This window comes from Mycolicibacterium confluentis, from assembly GCF_010729895.1.
GTDB lineage: Bacteria > Actinomycetota > Actinomycetes > Mycobacteriales > Mycobacteriaceae > Mycobacterium > Mycobacterium confluentis.
In genome coordinates this window covers 4,603,257-4,620,625 of record NZ_AP022612.1, presented here as the reverse complement: position 1 = coordinate 4,620,625, position 17,369 = coordinate 4,603,257, and the positions used below count along the sequence as shown (strand labels likewise).

The following is a 17,369-nucleotide window of genomic DNA, read 5'->3' as shown; positions in this document are numbered from 1 at the left end:
CGCCTGCGTTACCCAACGATTGCGGCGATGTCTCACCCCGGCCGCGTGTGATCATGTGATCCACGCTAGGAACGGTTTGTTTCCCGAACTCGCCAGGCGGTGACCCCGGGGTGAACATGCGCTCACCCCGTGCGAACCCGGTCTGTGAGGATCAGCCGACGCGGGTGGCGTGCACCACGGTGAACGGCAGGTGCACCAGGCCATCATCGATCAAGGGCAGGATCGCCGCCATCCGCTCGGCCATCTTCTTCATCTCCGCACTTTGTGCGGCGGGCATGTTTTCGGGCGGTGGTCCCGGCGGGGCGGTGAACCCGGCCGTATTGCCCAGGTAGGTGGTCGGTCCCAGGAAGTCCACCCGCCATCCGTTGCGGGTGAGGACGTCGCGCAGGGTCGCCTCGGGCACTCCGTGCATGGGCGTGACCACGCCGTTGACGTTCGCGTCGGCGAAACAGTAGATGAACCAGCGCGCTCCGGGTCGGGTGGCGCGGTGCAGGCCCGCGGCGTACGCGTGTCGGCCTGCGTCGTCGAGGCAGTGCATCAGCGCGCTGTCGACGACGGTGTCGAACCGGTCGTCGTATCCCGTCAACGCGGTGGCGTCGGCGACGCCGAACGTGACGACGGCGCCGACGTCGGCGGCACGCTGCCGGGCCTGCTCGATCGCGGCCTCCGACCCGTCGAGGGCGGTGACGGAGTGACCGCGTGAGGCGAGGTAGATGGCGTTGTCGCCGAGGCCGCAGCCGATGTCGAGGACCTCGCCTTTGATGGCTCCGAGGGCTTCGAGTTCTGCCAGTCGAGGCTGCGCCCGGCCGATGTCCCACGGGACACCGCTGGGAGGGGGGCCGCCTTCGACGACCGGCTCACCGCGATAGAGGTGGTCGAAGGATTCCAGTGTGGGGCGGAATTCATCCGTAGACTGCTCCGTCACGCTATCCAAACTACGCTCGAAGTCACCAGACGTCGCCGGCCCGCCAGTCGCACATCAGTTCCGCGCTGATGTCCACCTCGACGTCGACCGGCAGTACGAAGACGTTGTGGTCGTCGTCCGGGGTCCGCGTCGGGCCGCCGGGGGCCAGCACCGAGGTCGGCCCCTCCCACCGCCGCCAGCCGCGGCCCGCATAGAAGCCGTGTGAATTCTCGGCAGCGCCCAGGGCACCGAGCACATACGCCCCGCGGATCACCTGTTCGGCCGCGGCCATGACGGCCGCACCGAGCCCCTGTCCGCGCCAGTCCGGGTGCACGGCAACGGCTTCGACGTACCCGCAGCGCAGGGCCGCACTGTCGTGGATCAGTCGGCGCTGCACCACTGATGCGTGGGCGACCACGGCGCCGTGGTGGGTGACCAGGGCGTGCATACCGCCCAGCGCGTGCTCCCAGTCGTCATCGGAGAAGTCACCGTCGAACGCGGCGTCGAGCATGTGGCGGGCGTCCTCGCGGGTCTCGTCGTCGAGATCCGAGGTGTGCAGCAGGCGTGCGGTGTGGACCTCCGGGTGCACGCTTGAGTCCCTCCTCGCCGCGACCGACCATCCAGGTACGCCGTGGACGGCGTGTCCTGTACCAGGATGGTCGCTCGGTGGTGGAAGCGCTAGCCGCGGGGGCGGGCCCAATGCAGCCGAACGGGCTGTCCGGGTCGGATCTGGGCGACCTTGTCGATGTCGGCATCAACGATCACACCCGCGACGGGATAGCCGCCGGTCACGGGGTGATCGGGGCCCAGGATCACCGGTTGGCCATTGGGCGGCACCTGGATGGCGCCGCGGGTGGCGCCCTCCGACGGCAGCTGCCGATCCGGCCAGCGGTACTGCATGGGGGTTCCGCTGAGGCGCATGCCCACGCGGTCGCTGCGCTCGGAGGCGATCCAGACGGTGTGCACCAGCGCATCGGGGGCGACGAACCAGTCGTCGCGGGGGCCGGCGATGACCCGCAGGTCGACGAGCTGGCTCTCGATCCCCGCCACTGGCGCCTGGTCGACCTCGGGGTACTCCCCGTTGTGGGTGCCGATGCGCAGGACATCGCCACGCTGAAGCGGCACGGGCCCGATCGCCGACATCACGTCATAGCTGCGCGATCCCAACACCGGTTGAACGTCGATGCCACCGCGCACCGCGAGGTAGCTCCGTATGCCGGTGTAGGGCGACCCCAGGGTGATCACATCGCCGTCCCGGACATGGCAGATGCTGTTGGTGCCGAACAGCTTTCCGTTCACCATGGGATCGGTGTCGGCTCCGGTCACGGCGATGTCGGCGTCGCCGCCCTGCACCCGCGCGACGAGCCCACCCATCGTGACCTCGACCGTGGCCCGGTCGTCGGGGTTGGCCACCAGGCGGTTGGCGAGCGTGTGCGAGCGCCGGTCGGCCGCGCCGGACCGGGTGACGCCCAGATGCGCCTTGCCGGGGCGGCCGAGGTCCTCGACGAGGGCCAGCGGTCCGGTGTGCATGATCTCCAGCGTTGTCATGACGGTTCCCTTCACGCGGCCCTGAACTGCACCCACATGCCCGGCGTGAGCAGCGCCGGATTCTCGCGTTCGATGTCCCACAGCACGGCGTCGGTGCGGCCGATCAGCTGCCATCCGCCGGGGGACTCCCGGGGGTAGACACCGCTGAACTCGCCCGCGAGGCCGATCGCTCCCGCGGGCACCCTGGTTCGGGGGTCGCTTCGGCGCGGGACATTCAGTCTGGGGTCGCCTCCGATCAGATAGGCGAAGCCGGGTGCGAAGCCGCCGAACCCGACCCGCCACAGCGTGCCGATGTGCGCGGCGATCACTCCGACCGGGTCCAACCCGGTGAGACGACCCACCTCGACGAGGTCTTCGCCGTCGTAGACGACGTCGATCACCACGTCGGGCTGACCGCTCGCGGGGGCGTCGACCACCGGCTCGGTGAGGGGAAGTTTGGCCAGTCGCTGCCGGGTCGGAGCCTGGTATCGCGGCCCGTCCAGTTTCACCAGCACAGTTCGTGCGGCCGGGACGATGTCGAGGACTCCCGGCAGTTCCGCGTGCCTCAGAGTGGCCGTCCAGGCCAGCACCTCGGCCGAATCTTCGCATTCAAGAAGCAGGGCACAGTCGCCGTAATCACGCACCACGCGTTGCGCCCTGCCAGAGGTTAACAAGTCCACCGTGAGGCTCATGACACGACGTTACCGCCGAGTAGCTTAGGAAGCTCGTGACTTTACTGGGTCGCCAGAGGGGCCTTATCAACATTTCAGAGATGGCGATTTTTCAGACCATCGGTTCATAACTGGGCTCACGCCTCTTGATGAACGCGATCACCCGGTACGTGACCGGCAGCAGCACGACTTCGACCGCCGTCTTGTAGAACCAACCCAGTGCCGTGTAGACCGCGAAATCGCGAAATGTGCTGATGCCGATGGCATTGGCGGCGATCGCGCAGAACACCAGCGAGTCGCCGAGTTGGCCCAGGAACGTCGATCCGATCAGGCGGGCCCACAGGTGTTTCTCCTTGGTCCGCGCCTTGATCGCCACCACCGCCCAGGCGTTGATGGTTTGCCCGACGAGGAATCCAGCCAGGCCGGCGACGATCAACTGCGTGTAGGAGTGCACCACGTTCTCGAAGTGCGCCTGGTTCTCGTAGAAGTCCGCCGCGGGCAGGTAGATCGTCAACCAGAACGCGAACGCGGCCAGGGCGTTCATCGCGAAGCCGAGGATGATCGCGCGGCGCGCGGCCTTGAAGCCGTACACCTCCGAGAGCACGTCGCCGATGATGTAGGTCAGCGGGAACACGATGAATCCGCCGTCGGTGATGATCGGGCCGAAGGCCACGCCCTTGGTGGCCGTGACGTTCGAGATGATCACCAGCGCCGTGAACACCGAGACCAGGACCGGGTAGTACGCGGACCCGACCCGCGCGAAGCCTGATGCGTGTTCGGTGTCGTTCACTTGAGCTATCCAAGCAGACCCCACCCGCCCCCTTCCCTGCGAGCGCCCGCGTTGGTACCGGACACACCGCGCTCAGTCGTGCGAACGAGGCCGCTCGCGGACGAACATGGGGACGCTCAGGCGAGGGCCTGCGCGAGCAGGGGCGGCAGCTGATCGGCGACGAGGGGATAGGACAGCACCGACGCGAACGCGATCGCGCCCGCCTGTTCCCGCGTGGTGAAGACGTTGCGGTTCTCCCTGCTGGCCCGCAGTTCCGCGATGCGGGGGTCGGCCAGCAGCGCCGCACGCTGCTCCTCGCTCTCGCATGCCCAGATCAGCACGTCGGCGGCGTCGAGCGCGGGTCCCACCTTGTCCAATGGGATGACGGCGCGGTCGTGACCGTCGTCGGTGAATTCGGTGATGCTGTCGGGGATGACGAGACCCATCTGGGTCAGGAAGCCAGTGCGCCACCCCGGCGTACTGGCGATGACGCTGTTCTCCCACTCGGTGCTCCCCTGCAGAAGAAGCACCGACTTGTCCTTGAACTGCGGGTTGGCCGTGCCTGCGGCCGTGAACCGGTCCTCGACACCCTTGATCAGTGCGGTCATTCGATCGCCCGAGAAGGTCGCCCGGCCGATGGCGGTGGCCTGGTCTCTCCACGACTCGAAGAAGGGCGACCGCCCGGACTGCGGGAGGGTCGGGGCGATCGCCGACAGCTTCTCATAGGTCGCCTCATCACATCCCGCGTTGATCGCGACGATCAGATCGGGCTTCAGGGCCGCGATCTGCTCGACCTGGATGCCGTCATCGATGTGCAGCACGGTCGGTTGTGCCCCCCGAAGCGCGGACTGCGCCCACGGCCATACCGCGAACGGTTCTGCGCCGAACCATTCTGTGGTCGCGATCGGGACGGTGCCGACCGCGAGCAGGTCGTCCTGTTCGGTGAACCCGGCGCTGACCACTCTCTTCGGCGGCGACGGGATCGTGGTCTCCCCGAATGCGTGCTTGAGGGTGACGGCGCCGCTGTCGGGATTGGCGCCGGACGAGGACTCCGACGAGCAGGCCGTCAGCGCCAAACCGGCCACGCCCGTGGCCGTGAGGAACTCACGCCTGGTCCATGGCGTCATCGGCTGAGGCTATGCCCGGCCGTCAGCCTCCCGTGGAGAAATTGCTGAACAGCAGCACGGCCAGACCGAGGGCGACGACGATGTTCACCACGGTCGCCGAGGCGAATACCGCGATCGGACGCCATCCGGCCTCGCGCAGGCCCTTCAACGAGAACTCCAGGCCGATCGCCACGAACGCGAAGATCAGGAACCAGGTTCGCAGATCGTTGACACTGGAGATGGTGGCCTTGCCGTCGGATCCCGCGTATTGCAGGTACAGCGTGCCGATGATCGACGCCGCGATGAATCCGAGGACGAACTTCGGGAAGCGGTCCCAGAACTGCCGCAGCGATGGGCGCGCGGCCGCATCGGTGCGACGTTCGATCTTCAACGCGAAGTACGCCGTCAGCGCGATGGCCACGATGCCGATCAGGGCGTTCTGAGTGGTCTTGACGATGGTCGCGATCTGCAGGGCGTCCTCACCGGCGATCGCGCCTGCGGCCGCGACCGCGGCCGTGGTGTCGATGTTGCCGCCGATCCACGCGCCGGCCACTGCGTCGGGAAGTCCGAGCAGCCTGGCCAACCAGGGCAGCAGGAAGATCGACGGCAGCGCGAACACGATCACCAGCGACGCGGCATAGGCCAACTGTTCGCGTTTGGCCTGCACCGCACCGGCGGCCGCGATCGCCGCGCTCACACCGCAGATCGAGACGGCCGAGGCCAGCAGTGCCCGTAGCTTGTCGTCGAGTCCCAGCCGCCCGCCGAGCCACCACGTGAACCCGAAGACGATGGAGATCAGCAGCAGTGCCTGCAGGATCGCCGGTCCCGCCGCCGTCACCAGCAGCTTCAGGTTGATCGAGGCGCCCAGCAGCACCAGGCCGGTCTTGATGAAGAATTCGGTGCGGAACCCCGCTGAAAGCGCATCGCGCACAGCAAGTTTGGTCAGCAGGACGTTGCCGAGCAGGCCGATGGCGATCGCATAGACCGGGAACTCGATGGACTTGGCCACCCCGGCGAACGACGTGCCCGACGCCCACTTCGGGACATTCGTCTCCAGGTATCGGGTGGCCGCGCCAAGGGCGATCACCACCAGTACTCCGGCAGCGATGGTGCCGATCGACGTCCGCGGTGGGGTGCTGTCGTCGGGGACGGGAGTGGTCTCGGTGTTCTGTTCGGTCACGGGATCACGCTGCCCGGAATCGCACCGACGAGGACGAGGGTGAGCAGGGCCAGGCCGACGATGACGGCGAGCCAGTCTTCGTTCATGCGGGCCGACCCTAATGACCGTGGTGAGGCCCAGACAGGGTTGTGCGCAGCAAGATCAGAACGTCAGGACTGCGACACCCTCTTGTTCAACAACCGGGTCAGCCACGCCGGACTGAACCGAGACCCCAGGGCGAACACCTTGGTCTGGGTCCCGACGGGGAAGTGCACCTGGTGGATGCGGCGTCGGAGCCAGGACGGGTGGACGGCAGCGGCGATCGCGTCGGCGACGTCGTCGGGCGTGAGGTTGATGCCCAGCGACGACGTGCTGCCCGTGTGGATGTCGTCGGTCATCGCGGTCTGGACGAACAGGGGCCACATGTCGATGACCCGGATGCCGTCGGCGCCCCATTCGAGGTCCAGCGCCTCGGTCATGGCGCGGACGAAGAACTTGGTGGCGCTGTACACCGCGAGCTCGGCCTGGCCGTAGATCGCTGACGCCGAGGCGAGGTTGACCAGCACCGACCCCGGGGTGGCGCGCAGGTGGGCGTGGGCGGCGTGTGCGCCGTTGAGAACCCCGACGCAGTTGACGTCGATCATCCTGCGCTGGGCGGGCACCGCGATGTCGGCGAACCTTCCCGCGACCAGGATCCCAGCGTTGTTGATCATCACGTCCAGCCTGCCTCCGGACGCGGCAACGAATTCGGCTGTCCGAGCAGACATTTCGTCGAAGTCGGTGACATCGAGGTGGCCGGTGCGCACCGCGGCGCCCAGTGCGGCGATCTCGGCGGACAGCGTCGCAAGCCCGGCTTCGTCGATGTCGTAGGCGCCGACCGTGTAGCCCCTGCGGGCGAAGGTCAATGCGGTGGCGCGCCCGATTCCTGCTGCTGCGCCCGTGATGAACACGGTTTTGTTGTGGGCCATCAGCCCATTGTGTCGTGCCCGGGGCTGTCCAGGGTGAGCCTTCGGCTCAGGATGTCGAGACCGTCCGAAATCGGGCTGCCCGGCATCGGGGTGCCGTCGGAGCACGCGATCAGCACGCCGACGATCGAACCAGCGAGGATACGGCGCTCGAAGTCGGAGACGGGTTCGGCCAGGCGAATCATGAGGGCGTCGGCGATCAGGCCGATCAGTCGGACGTAGTCCGAGTAGAGGATGGCACGCGCCTCGGGCACGGAGTACATCAGTCGCTGCCCGCGGATGGCGTTGTCCCGCTGTTCCGGGGTCAACTTCGCGAATGAGGTCTGGACGGCCTGCTTGTAGGCCTCGAGCGGAGGCAACTCGGGAGGGGCCGCGATGAACGCCTCGATGATCGGCGGGATCAGGTCGTCGTCGATGAGGACGTGTTCCTTGGCGGGGAAGTACCGGAAGAAGGTGCGCGACGAGATGTCGGCGGCCTCAGCGATCTGCTCGACGGTCGTGTTGGGGTAGCCGTTCCGCTCGAAGAGTCGGAAGGCTTCACGCCGGATCGCGTCTCGGGTGCGGATTTTCTTGCGTTCCCGGAGACCGAGTGGTTCGCGGGCGTCCATTCCTACGATTGTTGCAGAACATCTCATGACGCCGCGAGGTACACGCCCAAAGAGATCATCGTGACCGCAACGGCACCGTCGAGAACTCGCCACGTCGCGGGCCTGCCGAACAACGCGGACAGTCGCGTTGCCCCGTAACCCAGCGTCGTGAACCAGACCGCACTCGCGGCGGCCGCCCCGATCCCGAACAGCCACCGTGCATCACGGTGCTCGTTGGCCAGCGCCCCTATCAGTACGACGGTGTCGAGGTAGACGTGCGGATTGAGGAACGTCAGGGCCAGGCACGTCGCCAACACCGCGCCCAGTCGCGCCGGTGAGACGTCGGACGGGGTCAGCGTTCCCGGTGTGAGGGCGCGCTTGGCCGCCAGCAGGCCATAGCCCACGAGAAACGCCGCGCCGCCGAACTTGGCGACGGTGACGACATCGGGATGCGCGGCGATGACGGCGCCGAAGCCTGCGATGCCGATCGCGATGAGCGCCAGATCCGAGACCGCGCACAACGTCACCACGGCACCCACGTGCTCGCGGCGGATGCCCTGGCGCAGCACGAAGGCGTTCTGCGCACCGATCGCGGCGATCAGCGTGATGCTGGTCAGGAAGCCGGTCGCGAAGACCAGGGGGGTGGGCATGACTGCCACGCTAGGGCGCGGGGCGATCTGAGTACAGCTAATGATTTTTGATGTGCATTAGAGATCCTAATGCGCGGTGAGATCGCACCGAGGGTGGTGGAGTGCGAGTGCGCGCCACCCCGGGTGCCGTCTCAACGCGAAGATGGGCTGCCCGCTCCTGTTGACGGCACAATTGGCGACGGTTAATTTAGGCACAGCCAATTTTCTACATATGTTCAAAGTGTCGGGTTGGCCGCCTCAGTCGGTCGTGCGCGAGAGCGGACCGAACGTCCCGCTCGTCCAGGAAGGAGCGACGAAGCTGTCCGCTTTCGCCGCAGACCAACTCGACCGTGCCGGACCGCGCGCTCGCGTAGCGGTTCTGGTGCTGTTCGCCGCCTTCGGCGTCACCATCGGCACCTGGGCCGTGCACCTGCCGGAACTCAAGGAGTCCGTCGGTCTCACCGCGGGGCAGCTGGGCACGGTGCTGCTGGCGGTGGGCGTCGGCGCAGTCGTGGGCATGCAGGTGGGCGGAAGGCTGTCCGACCGCTTCGGAAGTGGGCCGGTCTCGCTGATCAGCGTGACAGCGATGGCCCTGGCCGTCGTGGTTCCGATGTGTGCGGCCTCCATGGCGCAGGCCATGGTGGCGGCCGTCGTCTTCGGGATCTGCGTCGGCACCGGGGACGTGGCGATGAATGTCGCTGCGGTCGAGGTGGAGCGTGACTACGAACGGCCCATCATGGGGCTGTTTCACGGGTTCTTCTCTGTCGGCACCGCGCTCGGGTCACTGGGCAGCGCAGTGGGTTTCGCGGTCCACGCCAAGGCCCCTGTGGTGACGCTGATCATCGGCCTGGTGAGCGCGGGGGCCGTGATCGCCGTCAAGCCTGCGCTGTGGCGCCGATGGATGGGATCCGGGCCGGTCCAGGTCGAGGCGCCGCTCGAAGAGTCCTCCGAACCGGTCGACAAGTCGGCACGGTGGCGCAGACTGGCGGTCCTGGGAGTTCTCTCCTTCCTGCTGTTCCTGGCCGAGGGGTCGGCCATGGACTGGAGCAGCCTGCATGCGCAGGAGCACCGAGGGGCTTCACCGACCACTGGGACCATGGCCTTCACGGCCTTTGTGGTCGCGATGACGATCGGACGGTTCACGATCGATCGCATCGCGGATCGGGTCGGCGCGGTTCGGGTGCTGCGGTGGGGTTCGGCCGTGGCCACGGTCGGAGCGGTGCTCGTCGTGTACACGGACTCGTTGATCCTCACCCTCTTGGGGTGGGCGATCTTCGGCCTGGGCATCTGTGGCGGAATACCGCAGGTGTTCACGGCCGCCGGCGCGGTCTCGGGCGGGTCGGGCAAGGAGCTGTCCTACGTCGTGGGACTCGGCTACGTCGCGACGCTGTCCGGTCCGGCGGTCATTGGGTGGCTTGCTGAATTCGTCTCGCTGAACCAAGCCCTGATCGTGGTGCCGGTCGCAGCGCTGATCTGCGCATGCGGAGCGGGCGCGGTCGACGGCGCGCGACTCGGCGCGAGTGAGCCCCCGGCGGACGACGCCAGTCGGCACGGCTAAACACGGCCGGTCCCGGGCCGCCGCCTACGAGCGCCCGAATCGGCAGATCAGGACCGTTACGGCGCACCCCAGTCAGCGGGTGTGTGTGCTTGTGGCACACTTTCCTCAGCGCCGTACCGCGGGGGTGATCGGTGCGCAGGGGGAGGGGTGGATCGTTGTCGCGTTTTGCCGAACACAATCCGATCACAGCCAGACGCCGGTCGGCCAAGGTTGTCAGTGATCCGGCCGAGATCGGTCCGTGTGCGTCCGCGCCCTCGGATCTGGATGCTGACGGGCGGTCTTTGGACGAACGGCAGGCGCTGCGGGAGCTGATGATCGCCGCGGCGAATCAACTCGAACTGTGGGCCACTGGCCAGGCATGTGACGACTTCCGTCGGGAGTACCTCGTCGAGTTGGTGTCGGAACTGCGTGCTGAGGCCAGCGATGCACTTGCTAACCAGTTGAGCCTGTGGGGGGAGGACGAGGAGTTCGAAGAGCGCCGTCGGCTCCTCGTGGCCGATCTCGCCGAGGAACTGCGGACACGTGTTCCGGCCGGTCATGCCCCCGCGCTGGACGACGACGATCCCGCCCAGTCCCGCGACTGAGCGCGTCGCCGATCAGGGTTGGCTTGCACAGTCGTCGGAGTGACGCGGGGGTGCAAGCAGACTCGCCCGCACGCGCAGCGAACTCCGGAGCGTTGCGTTACCGTCAGGAACGAGTTCACAGTGTGGCCGCCAGCAGGTCAACGGACTCACGCCTGGCGCGCCTGTCTCGCCGAGCATTAGGGAGCTGTCGTTGGGATCGCCACCCAAAGGTCAAGTCGCGTACGGGGAAGGGCGTCAGGCCCTGATCGTCGCCGCCGTGAGCCTCGTGGCGCGAGAAGGCCTGACGAAGCTGACCTACCGTTCGTTGGCCAAAGAGGCCAACGTGACGCACGGGACCATCCAGCATCATTTCAACTCGCTCGACGAGGTTCTCGAGGAGGCGCTGAACTACGCCCTTGAGGTGACACTCCCGACCATCACGGAGGTCGAGGACGGCAATGACTTCTACGGGCATCTGGTGGACGTAATGCGAGAGAAGCCTGACGTCCAGGCATTTCAGATGGAGATGATTCTGGAGGCGAGGCATCGGCCGCGTCTGGCTGCCTACGTCAAGCACATCTACCGGATCTATCACCACTACACGGCGGCTTCGTTGGCCACGATGGGTCTTGGAGAGGATGAAGAACTCACCCAACTGATCCAGGCGGTCGGTGACGGGATCATCTTCCAGTTCATCGCCATGGGGCCCGAGCAGGCCGCCAAGGCTGAGGCGCAGGTCCGCGGTTTCAGCCGGCTCATGTCGACGTACGTGAAGTCCGAGGCCCGCGACTAGCCGAGGGTCCTGACCGCGGCGGAGAGGCCTGGGCCGGGTGCGCAGCGCTGCGCACCCGGCCTCCCACGCGTCAGTCGCCGACGCTGAAGTACTGCGTCTCCTGGAACTCGTGCAGGCCGATGCGGGCACCTTCACGGCCGAGACCGCTCTGCTTGGTGCCGCCGAACGGCGCGGACGGATCCGAGACGATCCCTCGGTTGATGCCGACCATCCCGGCGTCGGTGCGCTCGGCAATCCGCAGCGCGTCCTGCAGTCGTCCGGCGTAAACGTAAGCCGCCAAACCGTATTCGGTGCCGTTGACCCATTCGACCAGTTGATCCTCGTCGTCCCACACCACGACGGGCGCGACAGGACCGAAGATCTCAGTCTGCAGGATCTCCGCATCGGCAGGCACGCCCGTCAGCAGCGCCGGCGCCACGAAGTGGCCCGTCGAGGGCGCTGAAGCCGTCGCGGCCACCGACGCGCCGGCATCGACGGTCGTCGCAATGAGTTCCCGGATCGTCTTCGCCGCACCCGCGCTGATCATCGGGCCGATCTGCGACGCCTCATCGGCGGCCGGTCCGACGCGCAGTGCGGAGATGGCTTCGCCGAATCGGGCGACGAACTCGTCGGCGATGTCGGCGTGGACGTAGAACCGGTTGGCCGCCGTGCACGCCTGTCCGCTGTTGCGGAACTTGGCCACCATGGCCCCCTCGACCGCGGCGTCGACATCCGCGTCGGCGGTGACCACGAAGGGTGCGTTGCCGCCGAGTTCCATGCTGGCGTTGACGATCCGGGCCGACGCCTGCTCCAGCAGAATTCGGCCGACGCCCGTGGAACCGGTGAAGGACACCTTCTTGACGCGGTCGTCGGCCAGCCAGGTGGAGGCGATCTCAGCCGACTTGGCGCTGTTGACCAGGTTGACCACACCGGCGGGCACGCCGGCCTGTTCGAGGATCTGCACAATGGCGATCGCGGTCAACGGCGTCAGCGCCGCGGGCTTGAGCACCACGGTGCACCCGGCGGCGAGTGCCGGTGCGATCTTGCGGGTGGCCATGGCGGCCGGGAAGTTCCACGGCGTGATCAATGCGGCGACACCGACCGGTCGGTGCGTGACGATGGTGCGGGCCAGTCCGGACGGGCTGAGACCGTAGCCGCCGTCGGTGCGCACGGCCTCCTCGCCGAACCAGCGGAAGAACTCGGCCGCGTAGATCACCTCGCCGCGCGCGTCGGCCTGGCTCTTGCCGTTCTCGGCGCAGATCAGCGCGGTGAGGCGGTCGACGTCGGCGACCATCAGTTCGTAGGCGCGGCGCAGGATGTCGGCGCGGAACCGTGGTGTGGCCGCGGCCCACGCGGGGAACGCCGCGGCAGCGGCGTCGACCGCGGCGGTGGCGTCAGCGGCGTCACCGTCGGCGACCTCGGTCAGCGTTTGGGCGGTCGCGGGATCCTCGACGGTGAACGTCGAAGCGGCAGCCTTGGATTCGCCCCCGATGATGAGGCCCTCTGCGGGGCGCAGGCCCGTGATGATGTCGGTGATGGACATGGTTGTCTCCTAAGGGTGGGGAAGGGCGTCAGTTCTCGCGGAAGGCCTGCTCGAGGATGTCCATGCCTTCGGCCAGCAGGTGATCCGGCATGGACAGTGGGGGCAGGAACCGCAGCACGTTCCCGTAGGTGCCGCATGTGAGCACGATCAGACCCTGCGCGTGGGCGTACGCCGCGATGCGCGCTGTCAGCGCGGCGTCGGGCGTCTTGGTGCCCTCCTCAACCAGTTCGACGGCGATCATCGCGCCGCGGCCACGGACGTCACCGATCCGAGCGTCGGATGCCGCGAGGGTGCGGAGCCGATCCAGCATGGTGTCGCCGATCTGGCGGGCCCGGTCGAGAAGGTTCTCCGAGTCGATGGTGTCGATGACAGCGAGCGCGGCGGCGCATGCCAGGGGATTGCCGCCGTAGGTGCCGCCCAGACCCCCGGCAGGGGCAGCGTCCATGATCTCGGCCCGTCCCGTGACGGCGGACAGCGGCAGGCCGCCCGCGATGCCCTTGGCCGTGAGGATCAGGTCAGGCACGACGTTCTCGTCCTCGCAGGCGAACATCTGGCCCGTGCGGGCGAAGCCGGACTGGATCTCGTCGGCGATGAACACGACGTCGTTGCGGCGGCACCACGCGGCCAGGGCCGGCAGGAAGCCCGGAGCGGGGACGATGAAGCCGCCCTCGCCCTGGATCGGCTCGATCACCACGGCGGCGAGGTTGTCGGCGCCGATCTGCTTCTCGATGACGGTGATGGCGTCCTTGGCGGCGGCCGCGCCGTCGAGGCCCCCGTCGCGGTACGGATACGACATCGGCGCCCGGTAGACCTCGGAGGCGAACGGGCCGAAGCCGGACTTGTACGGCTTCGACTTCGCGGTCAGGGCCATCGTGAGGTTGGTGCGGCCGTGGTACGCGTGGTCGAAGGCCACCACGGCCTGGCGGCCGGTGTAGGCACGGGCGATCTTGACAGCGTTCTCGACGGCCTCGGCGCCCGAGTTGAACAGCGCGCTGCGCTTGTCGTGATCACCGGGGGTGATGCGGTTCAGCGCCGCGGCCACGCGCACATAGCTCTCGTAGGGAGTCACCATGAAGCAGGTGTGGGTGAAGGCCCGGACCTGTTCCGTGACCGCGTCCACGACCGCCGGAGCGCTGTTGCCGACGGTGGTCACCGCGATACCCGAACCGAAGTCGATCAGCGAGTTCCCGTCGACATCGACGACGACGCCACCGCCGGCCGCGACCACGTATACCGGCAGCGTGGTGCCGACCCCGGCAGCGACCGCGGCCTGCTTCTCGGCCTGCAGCGCCACCGACTTCGGACCCGGGATGGCGGTGGCAAGATGCCGCCGCTGGGCGAGGTCGGATGCGGTGGTCTCGATGGTGGTCACTGTGTCTCCTGTCGCTGGTCGACCCGATGCAGAAACGGTAGGCAAGCGCTGTTATGCGCGCGAGGGTCAGGGTGCACAGTGAGCAAGACATGAGTTGTGCAACTATGTCCCTATGGTGGAGGTCGCGGCACTGCTCGAGGATTCCGAGTTGGCGCTGCGGTCCCTCGTGCTCGCGCAGCCGGACCAGGAGATCCGCTGGGTGGCATCCAGCGAACTGCCAGACCCCACGCCGTTCTTCCAGGGTGGCGAGCTTCTGCTCACCACCGGACTGCAGACCGCGACATGGAACGCTGAATGGCGAACGTACGTCGAGGCGCTGGTTCGTTCCGGCACCGTCGGCGTGGGATTCGCGATCGGCATCAACTATGCGCAGGTGCCGCGGAGGCTCGTCTCAGCCTGTCGCAGTGCAGGGTTGAACCTCTTCGAAGTTCCTCGTCCCACGCCGTTCGTGGCGATCAGCCATCGTGTCTCCCGTCTTCTCATGCAGGAGGAGCAGGCCTCGGCGGGCGAGGCTCTGGAGTTCCAACGCAGGCTCACGGCCGCCGCCGCTAAGCCGACCGGTGCTCGCGCGGTGCTTCCGGTGCTCGCACATGCCCTGCAGGGTGCCGCGGCACTGCTCTCGGTCGACGGGGACGTGCTGATGGGTCCGGTTGGCGCGCGCCGCAGCGAGCTCGACCTCGATCGCGTCGCCGACGAGATCCTCGTGCTGCGCAGTCAGAAGAACCGATCATCGGCCGTGCTGGCCGACCCGACCGGCACCACCGTCGTACAACCGGTGGGCACAGCCAACCGCCGTTCCCCGATGCTCGCCGCGCTCGGACCGCCGCGGCTGTCACTGAGCCAGCGCAGCGCGGTGACGACGTCGGTGGCGCTCCTGGGACTCATCGCGGAGCAGGAGCATCAGGCACAACAGACCCGACGCGTCGTATCCGGTCGGGCCGTGGAACTCCTGGTGGCTGGTGACCGGGGCACTGCGGATGTCGTCCTGGGCATCGATCCGAATGCGCCGGACATTCCCGCGGCGATGCGCATCGTGCACGCGGCAGGTCCAGCGGATGCGCTGTCTGACGCGCTCGACATCGTCGAAAGTCATTCGGGCATCGGCACAGTGCGGGATGGCCAACTGTGGGTTGCGATCGCGGACTCCGGCGCCGCCGTGCTGGCCGGCAGGCTGGCAGGCATCGGGATGACGGTGGGAATGGGCAGCCGGGGCGGGCCGGTGGATGCGCCGGAGAGCCACCGCACGGCGGGAATCGCTCTGACCCAGGCGAGTTCTGCGACTCCGGTCGTCGGCTGGGACGAAATGGTGCATCGGGGACCGCTGGGACTCATCGATCCGGCGGACGCGGCCCAGTTCGCGACAGCGCTTCTCGGTGAGATGACCGAGGAGCAGTTGGTGACGTTGCGCTGCTTCCTGACCCATCACGGGTCGCACCTGAAGGTGAGTGAAGCGCTGGGGATACACCGCAATACGGTGCGGAACAGAGTGGCGACGATCGAGGCGAAACTGCGCGGATCGCTGGAGGATCCGCAGCTTCGGGTCAACGCCTGGATCGCGCTGCAGACACTGCCCGAAGAGTGATGTGGGGCGCCCTTTCGGACGCCCCACACCGGGTGACTACTTGTTGATGACGAAGACCTTGCGCAGCGTCTCGTGCACCGTCCAGGTGGCGACTTCGCCCGCGTCGACGAACACGAGGTCACCCGCGGCGACGTCGATACTGTCGCCGTTCTGACCGGTCACTGTGGCCTTGCCTTCGAGGACGACCACAGTCTCCTGGCCGGGCAGGTTGGCGTGCACGCCGGGCTCGGCCTTCCAGATGCCATGGAACTGGGTCTCGGCGTCATTGGCGTAGAGCCGGTTCGAGTAGACGGCGGCGTTGCTGTCTTCACGAGGGGCGGGGGTCACCTCGACGGTCTTGGGGTCGAACTTACGGATGGTGGACATATCCTTCTTTCCTATTGGGGGGTGGCGACTATTCGCCGGTGAGATGGGCGAGCGCGGGGCGAACCTTGGTGCCCATCAGCTCGAAGCTGCGGCGGTACACCTCGGGCTCGTCGTAGTACTCGTGGCAGAAGGTGACCATGCTGCCGAAGCCGCCGACCTTCTTGTAGAGCTCTTCGATCCTGCCGATCACGGTGTCAGGCGAGCCGACGATGAGGAAGTTGTCGACCATCCACTCGATCGACAGCTCCTCGGCCGGGATCGTCCCGCCGGCGATGAGGTCGCCGATGCCCAGCTTGTGCACGAAGGTCGGGATGTTGTACTCGCCCCACAGCTTGCCGAGCGCGCCGTTGAACACGCGGTCGCGGGCCTCTTCGTCGGTCTCGGCGACGAAGTAGTCCCGGCAGATGCGCCAGTCGCCACGCGAAGGCGTGCGGCCAGCCTCGGCGGCAGCCTTGGAGTAGGCGTCCCAGTGCTGCACGAGCACCGACTCGTGCACCTGCTGGCTCATCGGGATCGCACCGCGGCGGCCAGCCTCGGTCAGTGACGGTGAGGTCGGCTGCATGCCGGTGATCATCAGCGGAATGCCCGGCTGCTGAAGAGGTTTGAGGTGCGGTCCGGCGATGTTCGGGTCGAAGGCGGGCATATCGACGGAGAAGAACTCGCCCTCGATCTTGAATGGGCCCGTGCGGGTCCAGATCGCCTCGATGATGTCGAGCGCCTCGACGAGCATCTTCGGGTTGTTCATACCGGTGCCGAACAGCTGAGCGTCGCTGGGGTAGGCGCCCGGGGCGACGCCGGCGATGTAGCGACCGCCGGTCATGTGGTCGAGCCACATCATCCGATGCGCCAGGCTGACCGGATTGTGGTACGGCAGCAGGTGGGCGGCGGCGCCGAGGGTGATGTTCGAGGTGAGCTGCGAAGCCGCGGCGATCATCTGGTCGGGCGCGGGGGACGGCTCGTCACCGAGCGTGTAGTGCTCGGCGTAGAACGCCTCGTCGAGTCCGTACTCGTCGGCCCACTTGGTGATCTGCAGGTCCCAGTCGATGACCTGGCGGGCGGTCCGCTTGCCCGAGGAGTATCCCAGGGCGTAGGGAATGTTGAATACGCCGAATTTCATTGCACCAGTTTCCTTTCAGATGTGACGACAGGAGTTCGGCCAGGGAAGGCCGAACCGATGAAAAGCCAGGGGTGCTGCGGCCCGCTGGTCGCGGGGGCGCGACGGGCAGGTGTTACGGGACTCGAGAAAGTATGAACATTTGTTCAATATTGCGATGAAAGTACCTGCAGGCACACGGG

18 protein-coding genes are annotated in these 17,369 nt (G+C 67.1%); 4 read left to right on the top strand and 14 right to left on the bottom strand.

Going from position 1 to position 17,369, the window contains the following annotated elements; translation table 11 throughout:
• Positions 1-151: 151 nt before the first annotated feature.
• The 10 genes from G6N34_RS21950 to G6N34_RS21900 all read right to left on the bottom strand — a co-directional run bounded on the left by G6N34_RS21950 (position 152) and on the right by G6N34_RS21900 (position 8,338).
• Positions 152-925 carry a class I SAM-dependent methyltransferase gene (locus G6N34_RS21950; protein WP_085156874.1) on the bottom strand — a complete coding sequence of 258 codons (774 nt, stop codon included), beginning with the start codon at positions 923-925 and terminating at the stop codon, positions 152-154.
• 22 nt (positions 926-947) lie between these two features.
• Positions 948-1,493, bottom strand: coding sequence for a GNAT family N-acetyltransferase (locus G6N34_RS21945; RefSeq protein WP_085156871.1), 546 nt, complete (start codon positions 1,491-1,493; stop codon positions 948-950).
• Between the two features lie 89 nt (positions 1,494-1,582).
• Positions 1,583-2,452: a 5-oxoprolinase/urea amidolyase family protein gene (locus G6N34_RS21940; protein WP_085157279.1), complete on the bottom strand. Its 870-nt coding sequence runs from the start codon at positions 2,450-2,452 to the stop codon at positions 1,583-1,585.
• Positions 2,453-2,463: 11 nt separating this feature from the next.
• Positions 2,464-3,123 (bottom strand): 5-oxoprolinase subunit B family protein, encoded by a 660-nt coding sequence (locus G6N34_RS21935; RefSeq protein WP_085156868.1) that lies wholly within the window; start codon positions 3,121-3,123, stop codon positions 2,464-2,466.
• A 91-nt stretch (positions 3,124-3,214) separates the two neighbouring features.
• The gene (locus G6N34_RS21930; RefSeq protein ID WP_179965846.1) at positions 3,215-3,901 is read right to left on the bottom strand and encodes a queuosine precursor transporter; all 687 of its coding nucleotides are present in this window, start codon (positions 3,899-3,901) and stop codon (positions 3,215-3,217) included.
• A 107-nt stretch (positions 3,902-4,008) separates the two neighbouring features.
• Entirely contained in the window at positions 4,009-4,998 is a 990-nt protein-coding gene (locus tag G6N34_RS21925; protein ID WP_085156863.1) for an ABC transporter substrate-binding protein, read from the bottom strand.
• Between the two features lie 22 nt (positions 4,999-5,020).
• Positions 5,021-6,157, bottom strand: coding sequence for a YeiH family protein (locus G6N34_RS21920; protein ID WP_085156860.1), 1,137 nt, complete (start codon positions 6,155-6,157; stop codon positions 5,021-5,023).
• A 149-nt stretch (positions 6,158-6,306) separates the two neighbouring features.
• Complete coding sequence (locus G6N34_RS21910) at positions 6,307-7,104, bottom strand: SDR family oxidoreductase (protein ID WP_085156857.1); 798 nt, start codon at positions 7,102-7,104, stop codon at positions 6,307-6,309.
• Positions 7,104-7,709: a TetR family transcriptional regulator gene (locus G6N34_RS21905; RefSeq protein WP_085156854.1), complete on the bottom strand. Its 606-nt coding sequence runs from the start codon at positions 7,707-7,709 to the stop codon at positions 7,104-7,106. The genes G6N34_RS21910 and G6N34_RS21905 overlap by 1 nt, the downstream gene beginning before the upstream one ends.
• Before the next feature lie 23 nt (positions 7,710-7,732).
• Positions 7,733-8,338, bottom strand: a complete 606-nt coding sequence (locus G6N34_RS21900) for a LysE/ArgO family amino acid transporter (protein WP_085156851.1) — start codon at positions 8,336-8,338, stop codon at positions 7,733-7,735.
• Between the two features lie 211 nt (positions 8,339-8,549).
• Between G6N34_RS21900 and G6N34_RS21895 the strand changes: the two genes are divergently transcribed.
• The 3 genes from G6N34_RS21895 to G6N34_RS21885 all read left to right on the top strand — a co-directional run bounded on the left by G6N34_RS21895 (position 8,550) and on the right by G6N34_RS21885 (position 11,231).
• Positions 8,550-9,875: an MFS transporter gene (locus tag G6N34_RS21895; RefSeq protein WP_085156848.1), complete on the top strand. Its 1,326-nt coding sequence runs from the start codon at positions 8,550-8,552 to the stop codon at positions 9,873-9,875.
• Positions 9,876-10,156: 281 nt separating this feature from the next.
• Positions 10,157-10,459, top strand: a complete 303-nt coding sequence (locus G6N34_RS21890; protein WP_133057824.1) for a hypothetical protein — start codon at positions 10,157-10,159, stop codon at positions 10,457-10,459.
• Between the two features lie 256 nt (positions 10,460-10,715).
• The gene (locus tag G6N34_RS21885) at positions 10,716-11,231 is read left to right on the top strand and encodes a TetR/AcrR family transcriptional regulator (RefSeq protein WP_234813108.1); all 516 of its coding nucleotides are present in this window, start codon (positions 10,716-10,718) and stop codon (positions 11,229-11,231) included.
• A 70-nt stretch (positions 11,232-11,301) separates the two neighbouring features.
• Here G6N34_RS21885 and G6N34_RS21880 read toward each other — a convergent pair whose 3' ends face one another.
• Positions 11,302-12,753 (bottom strand): NAD-dependent succinate-semialdehyde dehydrogenase, encoded by a 1,452-nt coding sequence (locus G6N34_RS21880; RefSeq protein WP_085156839.1) that lies wholly within the window; start codon positions 12,751-12,753, stop codon positions 11,302-11,304.
• Between the two features lie 28 nt (positions 12,754-12,781).
• Positions 12,782-14,125, bottom strand: a complete 1,344-nt coding sequence (gene gabT / locus G6N34_RS21875) for a 4-aminobutyrate--2-oxoglutarate transaminase (RefSeq protein ID WP_085156836.1) — start codon at positions 14,123-14,125, stop codon at positions 12,782-12,784.
• A 112-nt stretch (positions 14,126-14,237) separates the two neighbouring features.
• Between gabT and G6N34_RS21870 the strand changes: the two genes are divergently transcribed.
• Positions 14,238-15,707, top strand: a complete 1,470-nt coding sequence (locus tag G6N34_RS21870; protein ID WP_085156832.1) for a PucR family transcriptional regulator — start codon at positions 14,238-14,240, stop codon at positions 15,705-15,707.
• A gap of 36 nt (positions 15,708-15,743) precedes the next feature.
• Here G6N34_RS21870 and G6N34_RS21865 read toward each other — a convergent pair whose 3' ends face one another.
• Entirely contained in the window at positions 15,744-16,073 is a 330-nt protein-coding gene (locus G6N34_RS21865) for a cupin domain-containing protein (RefSeq protein ID WP_085156829.1), read from the bottom strand.
• 28 nt (positions 16,074-16,101) lie between these two features.
• Entirely contained in the window at positions 16,102-17,190 is a 1,089-nt protein-coding gene (locus tag G6N34_RS21860) for an LLM class flavin-dependent oxidoreductase (protein WP_085156826.1), read from the bottom strand.
• Between the last annotated feature and the right edge of the window lie 179 nt (positions 17,191-17,369).

Excerpts from the sequence above, each read along its gene's own strand:
- G6N34_RS21940 (WP_085157279.1), bottom strand. The coding sequence starts at position 2,452 with ATGACAACGCTGGAGATCATGCACACCGGACCGCTGGCCCTCGTCGAG.
- G6N34_RS21925 (WP_085156863.1), bottom strand. The coding sequence starts at position 4,998 with ATGACGCCATGGACCAGGCGTGAGTTCCTCACGGCCACGGGCGTGGCC.
- G6N34_RS21935 (WP_085156868.1), bottom strand. The coding sequence starts at position 3,123 with ATGAGCCTCACGGTGGACTTGTTAACCTCTGGCAGGGCGCAACGCGTG.
- G6N34_RS21910 (WP_085156857.1), bottom strand. The coding sequence starts at position 7,104 with ATGGCCCACAACAAAACCGTGTTCATCACGGGCGCAGCAGCAGGAATC.
- G6N34_RS21860 (WP_085156826.1), bottom strand. The coding sequence starts at position 17,190 with ATGAAATTCGGCGTATTCAACATTCCCTACGCCCTGGGATACTCCTCG.
- G6N34_RS21880 (WP_085156839.1), bottom strand. The coding sequence starts at position 12,753 with ATGTCCATCACCGACATCATCACGGGCCTGCGCCCCGCAGAGGGCCTC.
- G6N34_RS21905 (WP_085156854.1), bottom strand. The coding sequence starts at position 7,709 with ATGGACGCCCGCGAACCACTCGGTCTCCGGGAACGCAAGAAAATCCGC.
- G6N34_RS21870 (WP_085156832.1), top strand. The coding sequence starts at position 14,238 with ATGGTGGAGGTCGCGGCACTGCTCGAGGATTCCGAGTTGGCGCTGCGG.
- G6N34_RS21895 (WP_085156848.1), top strand. The coding sequence starts at position 8,550 with ATGTTCAAAGTGTCGGGTTGGCCGCCTCAGTCGGTCGTGCGCGAGAGC.
- G6N34_RS21865 (WP_085156829.1), bottom strand. The coding sequence starts at position 16,073 with ATGTCCACCATCCGTAAGTTCGACCCCAAGACCGTCGAGGTGACCCCC.
- G6N34_RS21900 (WP_085156851.1), bottom strand. The coding sequence starts at position 8,338 with ATGCCCACCCCCCTGGTCTTCGCGACCGGCTTCCTGACCAGCATCACG.